The sequence below is a fragment of the Psychrobacter sp. YP14 genome, assembly GCF_003209315.1.
GTDB classification, from domain to species: Bacteria; Pseudomonadota; Gammaproteobacteria; order Pseudomonadales; family Moraxellaceae; genus Psychrobacter; species Psychrobacter raelei.
Genome location: NZ_CP029789.1, coordinates 2,418,475 through 2,434,996 on the forward strand (window position 1 = coordinate 2,418,475; position 16,522 = coordinate 2,434,996).

Annotated in this window: 13 protein-coding genes; 3 read left to right on the forward strand and 10 right to left on the reverse strand. The window is 44.6% G+C overall.

Going from position 1 to position 16,522, the window contains the following annotated elements; translation table 11 throughout:
- Positions 1–83: 83 nt before the first annotated feature.
- The 7 genes from DLE54_RS09880 to DLE54_RS09910 all read right to left on the reverse strand — a co-directional run bounded on the left by DLE54_RS09880 (position 84) and on the right by DLE54_RS09910 (position 8,248).
- Positions 84–2,027 (reverse strand): PhoX family protein, encoded by a 1,944-nt coding sequence (locus DLE54_RS09880; RefSeq protein WP_110817384.1) that lies wholly within the window; start codon positions 2,025–2,027, stop codon positions 84–86.
- Positions 2,028–2,364: 337 nt separating this feature from the next.
- The gene (locus tag DLE54_RS09885) at positions 2,365–3,090 is read right to left on the reverse strand and encodes an ABC transporter permease (protein ID WP_110817039.1); all 726 of its coding nucleotides are present in this window, start codon (positions 3,088–3,090) and stop codon (positions 2,365–2,367) included.
- 9 nt (positions 3,091–3,099) lie between these two features.
- A complete protein-coding gene (locus DLE54_RS09890; RefSeq protein WP_011961286.1) occupies positions 3,100–3,840 on the reverse strand; it encodes an ABC transporter permease in 741 nt (246 codons plus the stop codon).
- A gap of 354 nt (positions 3,841–4,194) precedes the next feature.
- A complete protein-coding gene (locus DLE54_RS09895) occupies positions 4,195–5,028 on the reverse strand; it encodes an ABC transporter substrate-binding protein (protein WP_110817040.1) in 834 nt (277 codons plus the stop codon).
- Between the two features lie 191 nt (positions 5,029–5,219).
- A complete protein-coding gene (locus DLE54_RS09900; RefSeq protein WP_011961288.1) occupies positions 5,220–6,062 on the reverse strand; it encodes an ABC transporter substrate-binding protein in 843 nt (280 codons plus the stop codon).
- 109 nt (positions 6,063–6,171) lie between these two features.
- Positions 6,172–6,966 carry a transporter substrate-binding domain-containing protein gene (locus tag DLE54_RS09905; protein ID WP_110817041.1) on the reverse strand — a complete coding sequence of 265 codons (795 nt, stop codon included), beginning with the start codon at positions 6,964–6,966 and terminating at the stop codon, positions 6,172–6,174.
- A gap of 469 nt (positions 6,967–7,435) precedes the next feature.
- Complete coding sequence (locus DLE54_RS09910; protein WP_041773361.1) at positions 7,436–8,248, reverse strand: ABC transporter ATP-binding protein; 813 nt, start codon at positions 8,246–8,248, stop codon at positions 7,436–7,438.
- 363 nt (positions 8,249–8,611) lie between these two features.
- On the opposite strand from DLE54_RS09910, the gene DLE54_RS09915 reads away from it, so the two are divergent.
- Both DLE54_RS09915 and gltS read left to right on the forward strand, forming a co-directional pair.
- Positions 8,612–9,910, forward strand: a complete 1,299-nt coding sequence (locus DLE54_RS09915; protein WP_110817042.1) for a glutamate-5-semialdehyde dehydrogenase — start codon at positions 8,612–8,614, stop codon at positions 9,908–9,910.
- A 753-nt stretch (positions 9,911–10,663) separates the two neighbouring features.
- The gene (gltS, locus tag DLE54_RS09920; protein ID WP_110817043.1) at positions 10,664–11,938 is read left to right on the forward strand and encodes a sodium/glutamate symporter; all 1,275 of its coding nucleotides are present in this window, start codon (positions 10,664–10,666) and stop codon (positions 11,936–11,938) included.
- Positions 11,939–12,010: 72 nt separating this feature from the next.
- Here the strand turns inward: gltS and pepF are convergent, their stop codons facing one another.
- A complete protein-coding gene (gene pepF / locus DLE54_RS09925) occupies positions 12,011–13,834 on the reverse strand; it encodes an oligoendopeptidase F (RefSeq protein ID WP_110817044.1) in 1,824 nt (607 codons plus the stop codon).
- 199 nt (positions 13,835–14,033) lie between these two features.
- Here pepF and DLE54_RS09930 point away from each other — a divergent pair, with 199 nt between their 5' ends.
- Complete coding sequence (locus DLE54_RS09930; RefSeq protein ID WP_110817045.1) at positions 14,034–14,282, forward strand: DUF2164 family protein; 249 nt, start codon at positions 14,034–14,036, stop codon at positions 14,280–14,282.
- 194 nt (positions 14,283–14,476) lie between these two features.
- On the opposite strand, the gene glyA is transcribed toward DLE54_RS09930, so the two are convergent.
- Together glyA and DLE54_RS09940 are read right to left on the reverse strand one after the other, a co-directional pair.
- Positions 14,477–15,733: a serine hydroxymethyltransferase gene (glyA, locus tag DLE54_RS09935; protein WP_011961296.1), complete on the reverse strand. Its 1,257-nt coding sequence runs from the start codon at positions 15,731–15,733 to the stop codon at positions 14,477–14,479.
- A 254-nt stretch (positions 15,734–15,987) separates the two neighbouring features.
- On the reverse strand, positions 15,988–16,497 hold the full coding sequence (locus tag DLE54_RS09940; RefSeq protein WP_227535252.1) for a chorismate--pyruvate lyase family protein: 510 nt from the start codon (positions 16,495–16,497) through the stop codon (positions 15,988–15,990).
- Between the last annotated feature and the right edge of the window lie 25 nt (positions 16,498–16,522).

The following is a 16,522-nucleotide window of genomic DNA, read 5'->3' on the forward strand; positions in this document are numbered from 1 at the left end:
TAACTTGAGGTTTGTTTTTAGTATAATTATCATAACTTTATTTTCACAATTAAAGATTGGCTTGTCTTTAACGGTTTGCTGCTTTAACGATTGCCACCAAGCTTAAAGCCTAAATAACCCACAGCTGCCCCATAAGTATCTTTATAATTGCGCTTAATGAATGGCATAACTTGAGCGGCCACTTTAGTGTTTTTTTCGATCCCTTCACCTGAGTGCTGAAAATTACTCATAATATACGTATAGCCATTCATTTCATCTACTGCATGAAGGCCGGTTGACTCTGCACCAGCTGGTGTCGATAAAATGCGGACCAATTCATGAGTATCTACATTGTAGGCCCATAAAAAGTTATTAACATGGGTGCCTGAGTCTTCACCGATAAATAGCGTGCGCATTTTTTCGGAGAATTTTAAGTTATCCGGGCAAGACACTTTATCCGGATGCGATTGATTGCCCAACGCATCCGCCTCGATATCTTGACCGGCCAAATTCGGTGGTACAGCCATACTGACTGGTACCCAATCTGAGTGGATAGGCTGCTTAGTATTTAGGGTCACTTGGCCACTGCGCAGCTGATGGGCATAGACTGCACCTGACTTATTTTCAGCCACGTGCACATCATAGTCACCATATTTAGTAGGATCGACCATAGATTTTTCAATCCTTGCCATCGCCGAATATACGATTTTATCTTTGACATTCACCGTGGTCCCCTCCATTTTAGTAAAGGCCATAGAAGCACCTTTTAGCGCCGCATAACGATGGGTCTCTAAGAAGGCAGCGGCTTTTTCAGCATGCCTGTTGCTGGTATTTAATTTAATCCAGTTGGGTTCTCCGCCATAATAAATCTTGGTGTAGCTGGCATCTTTTGGGTCAGTGTATTTAACACTCATGATATCTTCAGGCTTAAAGCTGTTGGCCATCGCTTCAATTTCGCTGCTGGTGGCATGACCCAAATGAATCCAGCGTGTGGTAAATTCGCCTGTGCCCACACCCTTAGCTGACGTCTGAGTGACTTTTGCGACGTATAAATTACCAGCTGATAAGTCTCTGGGCTTGTCGGCCACAAACATAAACAGACCGCCATTGGTGGCATCATCGCCCATGATAGCAGTACGCTCATCTGGCATCATCTGTATCAATTCATGTGAGATACGTCCCAAGTTATAGTGTTTTTTGACAAAGCCTGTACCGTCTGGATTAACAAACACCTCTGGCATATGACCATAATGATAAGGATTGGCTTTGTTTTGATCCCCATAAAGCGCTTGACTAAAATCCAAAAACTTACCCCCATCTTGCTTTGCTAAATCATGGGCATCCGGCTCATACTCTTCAGAGGATAAATGAGTACCCCAAGGAGACAATGAGGCACCGCAAGTAATCCATAGACCATGTACAGCTGAGGTATCAACATTATGATACTTCACCAAGCTCAGCTCACCAGTATTTGGGTTTTGATCCAAAGTAAGTACTGCAATAGGAGATGGCAGGCGACCCCAGGTGTCCTTACCGGCACGGTTCATGCTGGCATATTCAAATTGCACTACCGCAAATACTGTATTGCCTTTTACGCCCGGTACACGAGCGCCTTTAACAGCAATCAATGAAGAGCCATCTGGGCAATTAGAATAAAAAGGCACCGGCTCGCCTGCTGACGCATCATATAACGGTCGGTTATTGATGTCGTACAACTGGCCAGCACGGGTGAGTCCTCCTAGACCATCGGGCACCATATCACCGGTCACAAAAAACGGCGTGTAAGCCAAATCAAATACTTGAGTGCTGCCATCGGTGAATTCTGCCTGCATTTTTGAATCGACATAGACTGTAGCCATCTGCTCAGGATTGGCGAGCGACGGCGCTTGCATACCCAAAAATCTCACCTGTTTAATCGCCTTAGCTAAAGGCACAGCGCCGGTTGCAACAGGCACAGCATTGAGGCGAGCTGAGGTATTGCAGCCTGCCAAAGGTAGCATGGGCACACCGGCCAAAAAGGCAATCACACTGCGGCGAGTCGCTGACATATTGGCCAATTTGCTGCCGGATTTTTCAATATTGGCGTGATCAGCGAAGTCTAAGTTTATGTCAGCCGGTGTTTGGCGAATGCTGTCTTGGCTAGAACAAAGGGCAACTGGGCGGCGCATCATAAATTCCTCAAAAAAATGTTCAACGGGGGATAACTCTGGACAAAGAGTACAGTGCCCTAGCCTACTTCGATGAGATGACAGCTTGTTTAAAGATTTATGACACCCAGATGACAAAAAAGCCAGTGCGATTATGGCACTGGCTTTTGACTTAATGTGAGGGTTAGCCGCTTATCTGAGGTGGCTAGCTTATATGAAGTAAGTAGCTTATCAGGGACTAAGGAATGGTGGTGGGCGCCACCTCAGGTGGTACATAAGTGTGATGACGATTCATACGCTTCTCTAAGAAGCGGAAGGTTAATAAAATCACCCAAGACAACACTAAATAGATTAAACCTGCCGCAAAATACAGCTCAAAGATGGTATAGGTGCGCGCACTGATGGTCTTAGCAATACCCGTAATGTCCATTAACGCAATGGTCATGGCAAGCGAGCTGCCTTTTAGCATAAAGATAACTTCATTACTGTAGGCAGGTAGCATGATGCCAAAAGCACGCGGCAAGGTAATTCGGGTAAGTTTTTGCCAACGCGACATACCTATGGCGTCAGCTGCCTCCAATTCACCAGGTGGAATAGACTGAATGGCCCCGCGAATAATCTCAGCAGTATAAGCACTGGTATTTAAAGTAAAGGCGATAATTGCACACCAAAAGGGCTGCTTTAACACCGGCTCCCACAGCGCTGAGTCTTTGATAAACTCGAACTGTGACAGACCATAATAAATCAAGAAAATCTGTACCAACAGCGGTGTGCCGCGGAAAAAGAATATATACAAAAATGGCAACACTTGAACCCAGCGACTAGCCGATAAGCGCAATAATGCCAGACCCAGTCCAAAAAACAGGCCAAGTACACCAGAGATAACCACCAACTGCGTGGTCAGCACAACCCCACTTAGTAAATCAGGTAGGTATGTAAAAATTACTTGCCAATTCCAATCCATAATTGCCCCCTACCCTTGTGCTGCATCTAGTGAGTGTGAAACTTGCTGCTTTGCCAATTTTTTTGCATAGCGTTTTGACGGGTTGGCCCGCCACTCAAGCCACATCATAAAGGCGGTCACCACTATGGTTAGACCCAGATAAATAAAAGCGGCCGCCATATAAAAGGTAAAGGCCTGCTGCGTGGCCTGTGCCCCGCGCGCCGCATGGTACATGATGTCCTTTAGCCCCACCACAGAAACCAGTGCCGTATCTTTTAACAATACCAAAAACAAGTTTCCCAGACCTGGCAGCGCCAAGCGCCAAACTTGGGGCACTATGATGCGAAAATAAAGCTGCATTGGCTTCATACCTATGGCTTCAGCTGCTTCCCATTGCCCTTTGGGAATCTCTTGGATCGCCATGCGAAAAACTTCGGTCGCATACGCCCCAAAGGCAATAGATAGTGCCAACACACCTGCCAAAAACGGACTCACTTCCACATAGTCGTTATAGCCAAATTTTTGTAATATGGCCATAATCAGCATGGAGCCGCCGTAGTATAAAAACAGCACTAATAACAGCTCTGGGATGCCACGCATGGTCGCGGTATATACCGTCGCCAATTTACGTAATATCCAAATTTTTGAGAGCTTCGCAGTAGCGCCCAATAGCCCCAATACCAAACCTATTGCAAGACTTGATAAAGCAAGTTTGATGGTAATCAACGAGCCACTAAGTAAGAGATGTCCAAAACCTTGCAAATCAAACACGTGAGAAGATACCTAAATAATGAGAAGTAGAAGGAAAGAAGCGCTGACAAGAGCCGTTAAACCGAACGCTCATTGACCCGTCTTCAATCTGGCGGCTGTCATTAAGCATGGAGAACACACTGAGACGAGTTTTTCATATAAAAAACATGCAAGCGGCGAATTCTAACATATTCTACTAGGGTTCGTTAAGTATAAGATGCGCTGACGATGGCGCTTATTTGACTGCTTAAGTCAATTTTTGGGCATAAAAAAGCCCCACTGCTTAGTGAGGCTGTCTTTGTTTTATATTAATTGTTCTAAATTAGCCCTAAAGCTTACGCACTTACTTGTCACTTTGGCTATTTATGTCACTGATTATTTGATCGAAAAATGCTTGTCTTTAATTTGATCATAAGTGCCATTGGCTTTAATCGCAGCCAACGCTTCATTGAGCTGCTCTTTTAGTGCATCTTGCTTGCGCACCGCAATGGCAAAGTTATCATCAATTTCGATATCCGCCCCTTTAACTTCAAACTGTGAGTTGTTTTTGCTTAACCATTCTATCGCCGGTAGTTTGTCAGAAATCATAGCATCAACACGATTAGACTCTAAGTCCAAAAAGGCATTGTTAAGGGTGTCATACAGCTGCATATTGGCCTTGGGATAGGTAGACTCTAACCACTGAGATGAGATGGTTGAGCGCTGAGCGGCAATCTTGCTGCTGGTTATATTATCGCTGTGACTGGGATCAAATGTGCTGTCTTTACTGGCAATAAACACCAAGGCATTGGTAAAATAAGGGTCGGTGAAGTCGACTTGTTGTGAGCGCTCTGGAGTCACTGACATGGCGGCCACAATGGCGTCGTATTTTTTGGCTTTTAAACCTGGAATAATGCCTTCCCAATCTTGAGCCTGAATCTCACAGCTCACCTTCATTTGCTCACATAAGGCGTTGGCAATATCGACATCAAATCCTTGTAAATTACCCTCAGCATCGGTGTAATTAAAGGGTGCATAAGCGCCTTCAGTGGCAATGCGCAGCACTTTTTGTTCTTCCTGTGCGCCCACAGCTTTATCGTCCGCTTCAGTCTGTTGATTATTACAACCACTCAAAAGTAGCGACAATGATAGTGTGGCCATGACAGTGGCGGTGCCTTTAAGCAAACGGCTTTTTTTGAATTGAGCCGCGGCAGGTAGTGAGTTAACCATCCTTACGTCCTTATAAAAATCTAAAAAAAGCTGGCCTGAAATCTTATCGCCTTATCTGCCCCATCAAAACCAGATGGCAAATTAAAAACTTACGATTTCAGCCAGCAATACCAGCACCTTGTCATTGCCTTAGGCGCTAACGTGCTTATATTGCTGTCTTACAATAGACAGCAATGGATAGAGATAATGGCCTATTGAGCAGCCGCTTTTTGGGCCGCAGCGGTGTTGCTGGTACCAAAGTAAGGCGCCGAAATCTCATCATATTTACCACTTTCTTTAATCGCGGCTAATGCTTGGTTGAACTTACCGGCCAGCGCATCGCCTTTACGCACAGCGATACCCATCGCATCATCGCTATTGAACTCTTCGCCTTTTTGTTCAAAAGCTTTGCCCTCTTCACTGGTTAACCAATAGGCGGCAGTAACTTTGTCTGAGAACAAGGCACGAATACGACCTGAAGTGAGATCTAGATAAGCATTTTCTTGGGTGTCATATAAGCTTACTTTAGCTTCAGGATGCGACGCTTCGATATACTGAGCGGCGATGGTGGCGCGCTGAGCACCGACTGGAATATTACTAAAATCATCTTTTACGCTAACGTTCTCACCTTTTTTAGCCACTAAGATAAGGCCGTTATTTAGGTAAGGGTCAGTAAAATCGACCTTTTCAAGACGCTCAGGGGTAATAGACATACCAGCGATAATGGCATCGAACTTCTTGGCTTGAAGCCCTGGAATTAAGCCATCCCACTCTTGTGAGCTGATATCACACTTGGCTTTCATCTCATCACATAAGGCATGGATTAAGTCGATCTCGAAGCCGATTAACTTACCATCAGCATCGGTATAGCTAAGAGGCTTATAGCTTGATTCGGTAGCGATACGGATAGTCTGACCTGCGCTATCAGCTGCCTCAGCTGCGCCAGTTTCGGCATCAGCAGGCGCTTGGCTGTTGTTACAAGCGGCCAGCATCAGACCAGATAAGGCCATAGATAATACAGCCCATTTACTTTTTGCTTTTGGGAAAGTTGTCATGATAAGTCCTAACTTTAGATAAAATTTGATAACCGTTTAATGGCTATTTAACAAGTGTCTCATAGCCATTGAATAATCTTTAATGCTCTGCGATAACTAAGTGGCTCAATTATTTGCCAAAATTAGCCGCTTCAATCTCAGCCAATTTGCCATTGCTACGGATGGCTTCAATGGCTTTGTCAAACTCAGCTTTTAGAGGGTCGTTTTTGCGCAGTGCAATCCCTAAGTGATCGTCGTTATCAATCTCTTCACCAATGACGGCGTAGTCAGGATTCTCAGGTAACCAGTCAGCTGCAGATACTTTTTCTGCCAATACGGCATCTACGCGCCCTGATTTTAGGTCAAGGTAGGCATTTTCATAGGTATCATATAAGTTAACCTTGTTGCCATCTTTGCCATCGAAGTTATCTAGCAAATACTCGCCTAAAGTGGTTGAGCGCTGGCTGCCTAAGTCTTTATTGGTCACATCATCAGGGCTAAAACTCCCGTCTTTTTTGGCCAACCAAACCATGGTATTTGAGAAATAAGGCGCACTAAAATCAACCGTTGCCGCGCGCTCTGGTGTGATGGACATACCGGCGATAATGGCATCGTACTTATTGGCCAATAGACCAGGGATAATACCGTCCCAGTCTTGAGCCACGATTTCGCATTTGGCTTTCATCTGTTCACACACAGCATTGGCCACATCAACATCGAAGCCGCCTAAGCTGCCATCATTATTGGTGTAGTTGAACGGAGGGTAGGCCCCTTCTGTCGCAATGCGAATGGTTTTACCTTCTGCTGAAGTGGCTTCGCCCGCTTTGGTATCTTCAGACTTTGAACAGCCCGTTAGCCCCACTACGGCGGCTAAGGCTAAAACAGACAAGCTCGTTCGTGATAACTTTTTTTCAAATAACTTCATGGGTTGTTTCTCCGAAGCCAACATTGGCTTATTGCTTATTTAATTGGCTTAACGTGATTAATTTGGATTAATTAAGCGCTCATCAAGCACGAATTAAGGGGTATCGATTATTAGATATGGATTTAGCCGAACTTATACCACTTGAGCCGTATAAAAAAAATAACTCACGACAAAGCGTATTACCTAGGCCAGATTACTAGATTTTCGTGGTACGACTGTGGTGAGACTGGCTATATAATGAAAAATAGTTGTGTAAAACTTTATAAACAAAAATAATACATGAGCAATGGGCTAAAAACAAATCATTTCGATGCTTTACTTCACTCATTCCAACCCCAGTTATGCCCGCAAAAAAAGCGGATGCGGCGCTCAAGCCTTGTATAAGCCAAAAAAAAGAATGCGCACTTTAAGAAGCACACACTCTTTTTTATTCATCTATCTAAAAAGCTGGGTTTACAGTCTGGGCCAATTAATTTAAAGGCAGCTTATTGGCATCAGCGCGATGTGAGGCCATAAACTCACGAACCCGAGCAGACTTTGGATTATCAAATACCTGCTCTGGTGTACCCGCCTCTTCTATACGGCCTTGATGCAAAAACACCACTTGTGAGGACACGTCACGGGCAAAGCGCATTTCGTGGGTCACAATCAGCATGGTGCGCCCTTCTGCTGCTAAATCACGCATCACTGCTAGCACCTCATTGACCAGCTCAGGATCCAGAGCAGATGTCGGCTCATCGAATAACAAGACTTGCGGGTTCATCGCCAGCGCACGGGCAATGGCCACACGCTGACGCTGACCACCTGATAAGTTGTCAGGGTAGGCATCTTTTTTATCCAGTAACCCAACTTTTTTTAACAGCTGCTCAGCCTCACTAATGGCCTGATCTTTGCTGATTTTTAGCACCTGTGTTGGGCCTTCGATGATGTTTTGAATGATGGTTTTGTGCGGCCATAAGTTGAAGTTTTGGAAAACAAAACCGACGCGCGCACGGAAGCTCTCAAGCTGGGCTCTGTTGGCTGCTTGTAGTTCGCCTGACTTACCCGGTACCAAATTAAGCGACTCACCCCCTAAGGTAATTGTGCCTTGGTTGGGCTTTTCGAGCAGGTTAATACAGCGCAGTAACGTAGACTTGCCTGAGCCTGATGAGCCCAAAATTGAGATGACATCGCCATCATAAGCGGTGAGGGAGACCCCTTTTAATACCTCAAGCGAGCCGTAGCTTTTATGAATATTTTGCAAATCAAGGGCAATGGGTCGATCTGAAGTAGTGTGTGGCATAACAGTGGCACGCATCCAAAATAAGTTTGAGAAGAGATTATAACACTGCAAGGCTTTTGAATAAGCAGATTAATAGACAATCGCCTCAAAAAATACGATGTATTAAAGCCTATAGCAGCTGTGATGATAAAAATGCTCAATTATGGGCGATCAAAATAGCCCAATAAAACTGCATATTGTCGCTTATTAGCCACACATAGGCAAATGTTGTGATGCCTTTATGCGGTGGATTATACCCAAAAATCACTGTCAAGTTTTGTGTGGTCACTTTACTATTAGGGACATCTGCTTTATGTTAAACCTCATCTTATTTTTATAAAAAACAACCCCAATCAATAAGCAAAAAAGCATCAGGAGACAACAATGACACAAGCCATCAGTGATATAAAAGCCTATATGCAGCAAGTTGGTAAACAGGCAAGAGATGCCTCAAGACAGTTAGCCGCCGCTAATACCGGTGACAAAAATGCCGCTTTGTTAATTATTTATGAGCAATTAAAACAGGCCAAAGACGAAATATTAGCCGCCAATAAAATCGATATGGACAAGGGCCGAAGCAACAACTTAGATGCCGCCCTACTTGACCGCTTGGCACTTAATGAATCTCGCTTTGAGGCGATGCTACAAGGCCTAAAAGATGTGGCCGCTTTGCCTGACCCTATTGGTGAAGTCACTGACATGACTTACCGTCCTTCTGGTATTCAGCTGGGTAAAATGCGGGTACCTTTGGGCGTGGTGGGCATGATTTATGAGTCTCGTCCCAATGTGACGTTAGAGGCCGCTTCTTTGGCACTAAAATCTGGCAATGCCATTATTTTACGCGGCGGCTCAGAAGCTTATGAGTCAAACCAAGCGATTGCCAAATATATCTTATCTGGTCTAAAACAGGCCGGTCTGCCTGAGCACGGTGTTCAGGTGTTACAGACCACAGACCGCGCCGCAGTGGGCGAGCTGATTACCTTAACAGAATATGTTGATGTGATTGTGCCACGTGGCGGCAAGGGCCTGATTGCCCGTATTAGCCAAGATGCGCGCGTGCCGGTTATTAAGCATTTAGATGGCAACTGCCACACCTTTATTGACAGTGACGCCGACCCTGAGATTGCTATTAAGGTCAGTGTTAATGCCAAGACGCATCGCTACGGCACCTGTAATACCATGGAAACCTTGTTGGTAGATCAAGCGATTGCTAATGAGTTGTTACCTCAGATAGCCGAGGCCATTGTCGCAGCCGATGACGCCATGCAGCTTCGCTTAGATGCCGCCTCAAAAGCCATTTTACAAGACAATGCTAAGCTTGCCGGCCACTTAAGTGATGCCACAGATAGCGACTGGGATACCGAATACTTAGCACCCATCTTAGCGGTCAAAATTATAGACGGCTTAGATGCCGCCATTGACCACATCAATACCCATGGCAGCCATCACACTGATGTGATTATCACTAATAACTATAGTAAGTCGCAGCGCTTCATTCGCGAAGTGGACTCAGCCAGTGTGATGATTAACGCCTCAAGCCGCTTTGCAGATGGCTTTGAATATGGCTTGGGTGCTGAAATTGGCATCTCAACTGACAAAATCCATGCCCGTGGCCCCGTCGGACTCAATGGCCTTACCTCTCAAAAATGGGTTGTCTATGGTCATGGCGAGGTGCGTAGCTAGGCTAGGATTGCCTAGCCCATTGGCTCAAGGTGGCCATTTTTGGGAGTAATTTGGTTGATAAAAGTGATTATGTTAATCAAACTCCATCAGACCCTTTATCAAAAACGTCAGCGAAATGCTGGCGTTTTTTTATGGCGCAGTTAGGTTAACTGGCTGCGAAATAATCTTATCAAATTCAGCCATTTAAGATCATTTATGACCTAGCTTGGCACTGAGTCTTGTGCGTTAAAATCATCACAAAACCCGCGTAGCTATTTTTTAAAAAGATAATTATGAGATAAAATGCGCCCTCTAAATAACGATCTAAATAAGTTTTAGAGTGATTTACAGCCGCATCTTTAGTAATATAGGCCTATCCTCTACAACCGGCAACGCTGATTGTGTGTAAAAGTGGGTCACGTGATCTGCTTAAGACAGATATTTGGCTTGTCGAACATATAGCTGCAACTCTCCTCAGGGATACCTAAAGTTTGTGGTTATCTTTTGTGGTTATCTACGGTTTACCGCTTCGGTAACATCTATTAGTTAGTGATTTTCTAATCTTTAACCATATACCTAAAGTCTTAATAGTTAGCCAAAAGATGTGGCCCAGTAGCGCTTATCATAAGCCAATAAAGCCCGTGCTCTGGCTAAATTAATGATTATTTTTTAACTACTATTTAAAGTCTAATGCACAAAGCAAACCTTATTTTGGAGCAGCTCATGCTGGAAGTCCAATGAGGGTAACTTTATTTTTATAAAAAGGAGCAACGAATGGAAGTTACTTTAAATGGCTACTATACGCTGATATTAGCCACACTCGTCCTACTCTTGGGACGGTTTTTGGTAAAAAGGCTGAAGTTTTTAGAAGACTTTAACATCCCTGAGCCTGTGGCAGGTGGCTTGGTTGCAGCCGCCATTGTTTATGCACTTAATATCATATGGGGGTATAGTTTTAACTTCCAGCAGGAGCTTCAAACCGCTTGTATGCTGATGTTCTTCGCCTCAATCGGTCTAAGCGCTGACTTTAGCCGCCTAAAAGCCGGTGGTTCCCCTCTACTAATCTTCACCATTGTGGTCTCATTATTTATCATTTTGCAAGACGTGGTGGGTGTGACCATGGCCAGTGTATTGGGGCTTGATCCTCTGCTAGGTCTGGTGACAGGCTCTATTGCGCTGACCGGTGGTCATGGTACTGCAGGCGCTTGGGGTATCACGCTTGAAGAGCAATACGGCGTGGTCGGTGCAACGACCTTGGGTATCGCTGCGGCCACTTACGGTCTTGTTGCCGGTGGTGTGATTGGTGGCCCAGTAGCTCGCCGTTTAATCAACAGATTGGGTGTAAAACCAGGCGAGGTTAACCCCAACCCTACCCCGACTGAAAAGCTGGCCGGTGAGCAATCTTTATATAGCACCAAGCACAATGAAGAAGAAGCTTATCGCAATAAAGAGATCTTTGAGAAACCAGACAACATTCGTCTGATTACTGCCTCCTCGACCATTGAGTCTTTGGCATTATTTGCAGCGTCATTAGCCTTTGCAGATATCATGACTAATTTGGGTCAAGGCACTTGGTTTGAGCTGCCCACCTTCGTTTGGGCATTGGCTGGCGGTGTTATCTTGCGTAACGTATTGACCATGGTGTTTGACTTCCATATGTTTGACCGCGCCATTGACGTGATTGGCAACGCTTCATTAAGCCTATTTTTGGCAATGGCATTGTTGTCACTAAAACTTTGGCAGCTGACCGACCTTGCCGGCCCTGTATTGATTATCTTAGTCGTACAGACCTTAGTTATGATCGGTTATGCCTACTTGGTGACCTTTAGAATTATGGGTAAAGACTATGATTCTGCCGTTTTAGCAGCAGGTCACTGCGGCTTTGGGATGGGTGCGACCCCGACTGCCATTGCCAACATGCAAGCGGTCACCGATCGTTATCAGCCTTCGCACAAAGCTTTCTTAATTGTGCCTATGGTAGGTGCTTTCTTTGTGGATATCGTCAACGCTACCGTATTACAGATTTTCACTAAATTACCGTTTATGTAAGAAAGTTTAGTACACGCTTAAATAACCTAAAAAAGGGGGAGATTTGCTTTAATCTCTCCCTTTTTTTATCTATTACGTTAAATCTATAGCCTGATCGATTAACGTTTCAATAAAGCCAATACTATCAATCAAAGTGGCATTGTCTGTGATGTCCACCCCTATCATATTAGCAAGCTCACTAGGTGTTTTTGAACCACCTGCTCGCAATACAGCCAGCCAATCATCAATCACATCCTCGCCTTGACGCAGCTTTTTAAACAGCTGAGTGGCGATACTTAGACCAGCACTATAGGTGTAAGAATACAAACCTAGATAATAGTGCGGCTGACGCATCCAAGTCAGCGCCGCATCATCATCAATCTCTACCGCATCACCCCAGAACTGCTGCAATGTGGACTGCATCAACTGATGTAAATCCTCAGTACTCAAGTTCTTGCCAGCATCGACCGCACGATATACCTCACGCTGAAAATGCGCTTCTAGATAATGAGTCACAAAATTATGATAATAGGTGTTCGATAACAGTGATGACACCACATAACGCTGAAACGCTTTGTCATCTATGTTTTGCTGTAATAAATGATGGCCGAGTAACAGCTCATTACAAGTAGACGGCGCTTCAATAAAGTACAGTGACGGCTCATAGCTTAAGTAATTTTGATGCTGACCGGCATTATAAAAATGCCCAGCATGTCCAATCTCATGAATTAAGGTAAACACATCACCTAAGTTATGCGTCCAAGACATCAACACATACGAGTGCTCACCATAAGGAGAGGCACAAAATCCGCCCGTGCTCTTACCTTGGTTTTGGGCAAAGTCATACCAGCGCTCATCAAACGAGCGCTTTACCATCTCAGTATAATCGGTGCCCAATAACGATAAAGCATCCACGCAATACTGTTTAGCCTCTTCAATACTCACCTGCGTCACAAAGTTGGCATCCAGCGGCACTTTTAAATCAGCAAAGGTCATTTTGTCGATATCATTAGCCGTTTGCAGCAGCTTGGCGTAACGGCGCATCGGCGGTGCAAGATGCTGCATAACGGTATCGATGTGCTCGTCATACATGGCGCGCGATACTTTTTGATCGTGCAGTAAATAATCAAATACTGAGTCATAGCCACGCATATCGGCCATGATTTTCTCTTTTTTGACTTGGGTTAAATAGTTGCTAGCAATGGTGTGCTGTGATTCACGCAACCGCTTTGAAAACGCCTTAAAAGCATTACGGCGAAACTCGGTATCGACTGCGGTTTCGTATTCATTTTCAAACGCCGAAAAGCTTAACGGATAGGTTTGACCATTGGCCTCAAAATCTGGGAAAGTCATATCAGCTAATTTGCACTGCTCGTAGTTTTGGTACGGCAAGTCTAATACCGGCGATAGCGACATCAGCGCCGTCTCTAACTCTAGGCTTAAGGTATAAGGCTTTTGCTCTAATAAATCAGATAAAAACGCACGATACTTGTCATTATCGGCCATCGCTTGCTTAATCAGCGTTTCATCGGCTTGCTTTAAGGTTTGCGCCACTATCGCAGTCTGGCTGTTTAATCTAGCGACTTTTGAATCAAAATCTCTGGCTCTGATTTGTAGCTCACTGTCACTCATATCCACCGCACTTTGTGCGCCGGCATACGTACCTGCCTTAGATAAAATAGTCAAATAAGCTTCGTAAGTCTGTAGTAGATGTACGATGCTGGCGGCATCAGTGAGACTCAGCATCGACTCCGAAGTTAGTTCATCGGCAAGTTTGCTCGCTTTGTCTAGGTCTGCGTAGAAATCTTCTGGCGTGGCATACAGTGCTGTCATATCCCAAGTCAGATGTACAGGCACGTCTTTACGATGTGGCAGTGACTGACCTTGTTTTTCCGTCGTATCGAGAACTTGAGTCATAAATGTCCTTTAATTTTTTGTCTTTAGTAAGATGATTTAGCGATGATAAGGCTACCATCCTTCTAAATGGCTTTTATATGTTGCTTTGTCATCGCTGGCTTTAATGTTCATAATTTAATAATCATAAATAGTACCACACCCTGCCTGAGCCTTAAGTTATCCTTACGTGCTCTACTCATAAATAATAACTGAGTCAATTATGAAAAATAAAAAGCTATTGCAACTAGATAAAGAAGAGGAAGAGCTTCTGCTCGATGAGCTGCGAGATTATATGAGTGATGAGCTTGATATGGATATGGGCAACCTGCCAACTAAGTTATTACTAGATTATATGGTGAATTTAATTGGACCCAAGATTTACGACCAAGCGATTAATGATGCTGAGCCTTGGCTATATGAGCGCTTTACTGGGATTTTAGAAGACTTGGCTGTTTTAAAAAAAGACTAGCCATTTTTATTCGCATAAAAAAACCGCTTAGCCAAAAGCTAAGCGGTTTTTTTTGGTTTAAGCGTATAAGTACTTACTCACACACCTATAATCAATTAAATCTAAATGTACGACAAGGCAACCGACTGCTAGTACTACGAAAGTAGGCCAAGCGAGGTTAATACAGTCGTACCTTACGATTTAGAAGACTGTAATTACTGATTACGCTCATATACTGGCAACTCTGCACAGATTTTCTCAACTTTAGCACGAGTATCTGCCAATACTTTTTCATCACCACGGCTGTCTAACACATCACAAATCCAGCCCGCTAGATCAGCAGCTTGTGCTTCGTTGAAGCCACGAGTGGTGATGGCTGGTGTACCGATACGGATACCAGAAGTTACGAATGGTGATTTAGGGTCGTTTGGTACGGCGTTTTTGTTCACAGTGATACCCGCGTCGCCCAACCATTTGTCCGCTTCTTTACCCGTCATTTCTTGCTTAACTAGGCTGATTAGCATTAGGTGGTTTTCGGTACCGCCAGAGATGATTTCATAGCCACGCTCTTGGATAACTTTTGCCATTGCTTTGGCATTTTTAACCACTTGCTGCTGGTAGGTTTTGAAGTCGTCCTGAAGCGCTTCTTTAAAGCACACCGCTTTAGCAGCGATAGCGTGCATTAATGGCCCGCCTTGGTTGCCTGGGAATACCGCTGAGTTTAGCTTCTTAGCTAACTTGTCATCACGAGATAGGATGAGACCTGAACGTGGACCACGTAGGGTTTTGTGCGTGGTGGTGGTGACCACATCAGCAAAAGGTACTGGGCTTGGGTATACGCCAGCAGCAACAAGGCCTGCAACGTGTGCCATATCAACAAATAAATAGGCGCCAACGCTGTCTGCGATGTCACGGAAACGCTGCCAATCGACCACTTGTGAGTACGCTGAGAAACCAGCAATGATCATTTTTGGCTTATGCTCTTGAGCCAAACGCTCCACTTCGTCATAGTCAATAAGACCCGTCTCTTCTACAAGACCGTATTGAACCGCATTGTAGTTGATGCCTGAGAAGTTCACGTGTGCGCCGTGAGTCAAGTGACCACCAGCGTCTAAGCTCATGCCCAGTACCGTATCACCCGCTTCTAATAGAGCTAAGAAAACAGCAGAGTTGGCTTGGCTACCTGCATGGGGCTGTACGTTGGCGTACTCAGCACCGAACAATTCTTTAGCACGGTCAATGGCCAATTGCTCAACGATATCCACATACTCACAGCCGCCATAGTAGCGTTTGCCAGGATAACCTTCGGCATATTTGTTAGTTAAATCAGAACCTTGCGCCTCCATTACTGCTTGTGAGCAGTAGTTTTCTGATGCAATAAGCTCGATGTGGCTTTCTTGACGCTTGGTTTCTGACACCATGGCTTGATACAAGTCAGGGTCATAATCTTTAATGCTAATATCTTTAAACATAGTTTTATCCTATTAATCAGTCACATACAACATATAAAAAATACAAGCGCTAAACCAGCCCACCCCTAGGTCTTGTGAAATTTGAAACGACAAACATCAGGCAATGCCATAAAGACATTGTAAGAGGCAGCAACTTCGCACATTAAGCAATAAGTGTAACATGAAATGTCATTGACTATAGCGAAAAAACACCCCAAAAAGCGGATGTTTTTTCAGCTATTTTTGACGCCAATTATAGGATGGATACTTTGCCCTTATTTGACCAAAAAAAGCTCAGGTAAAAAGGTTTCGCTAATAATAAGTGAGCGGCCATGCCAGTCATAAACGGTACTGCGCCGCCAGCCCGCTTTAGTGGGCTCAATAAGGCGCCGATTGGGTAAGGTTTTTTGGCGCTTAAATAGCACATACCCGATGGGCGTACCCTGCAAATGCTGTAAGCGCTTGGCCTCTCCCTTTAGACTTGGTAGCGGAAAAATGCTTTGCGCAGCGACCCATGGCTGCAAGCTATTGCCAAAAAGCAACACCTCACGTACCCACGCCAACATCGGACGATTTAATTTTATACCTTTATAACCCAGCTGTTTTTTTTGCGCCATGCTCAGCAATCTATAGCCCTCAAAAGTACGTTTGACCTGCAGCGGTTGACCAGATTTGGCCTCCAATAGTGCAGTCAACGAACCATCAGAGGTTATCCAAGCTTTTTGGCTTTCATCAAGAGTTTTAAAGGCGGTAAAGGGGATACAATCTTTGGGAAATGCACGCATAAAAAGACAGCTTATAGAAGGTTTG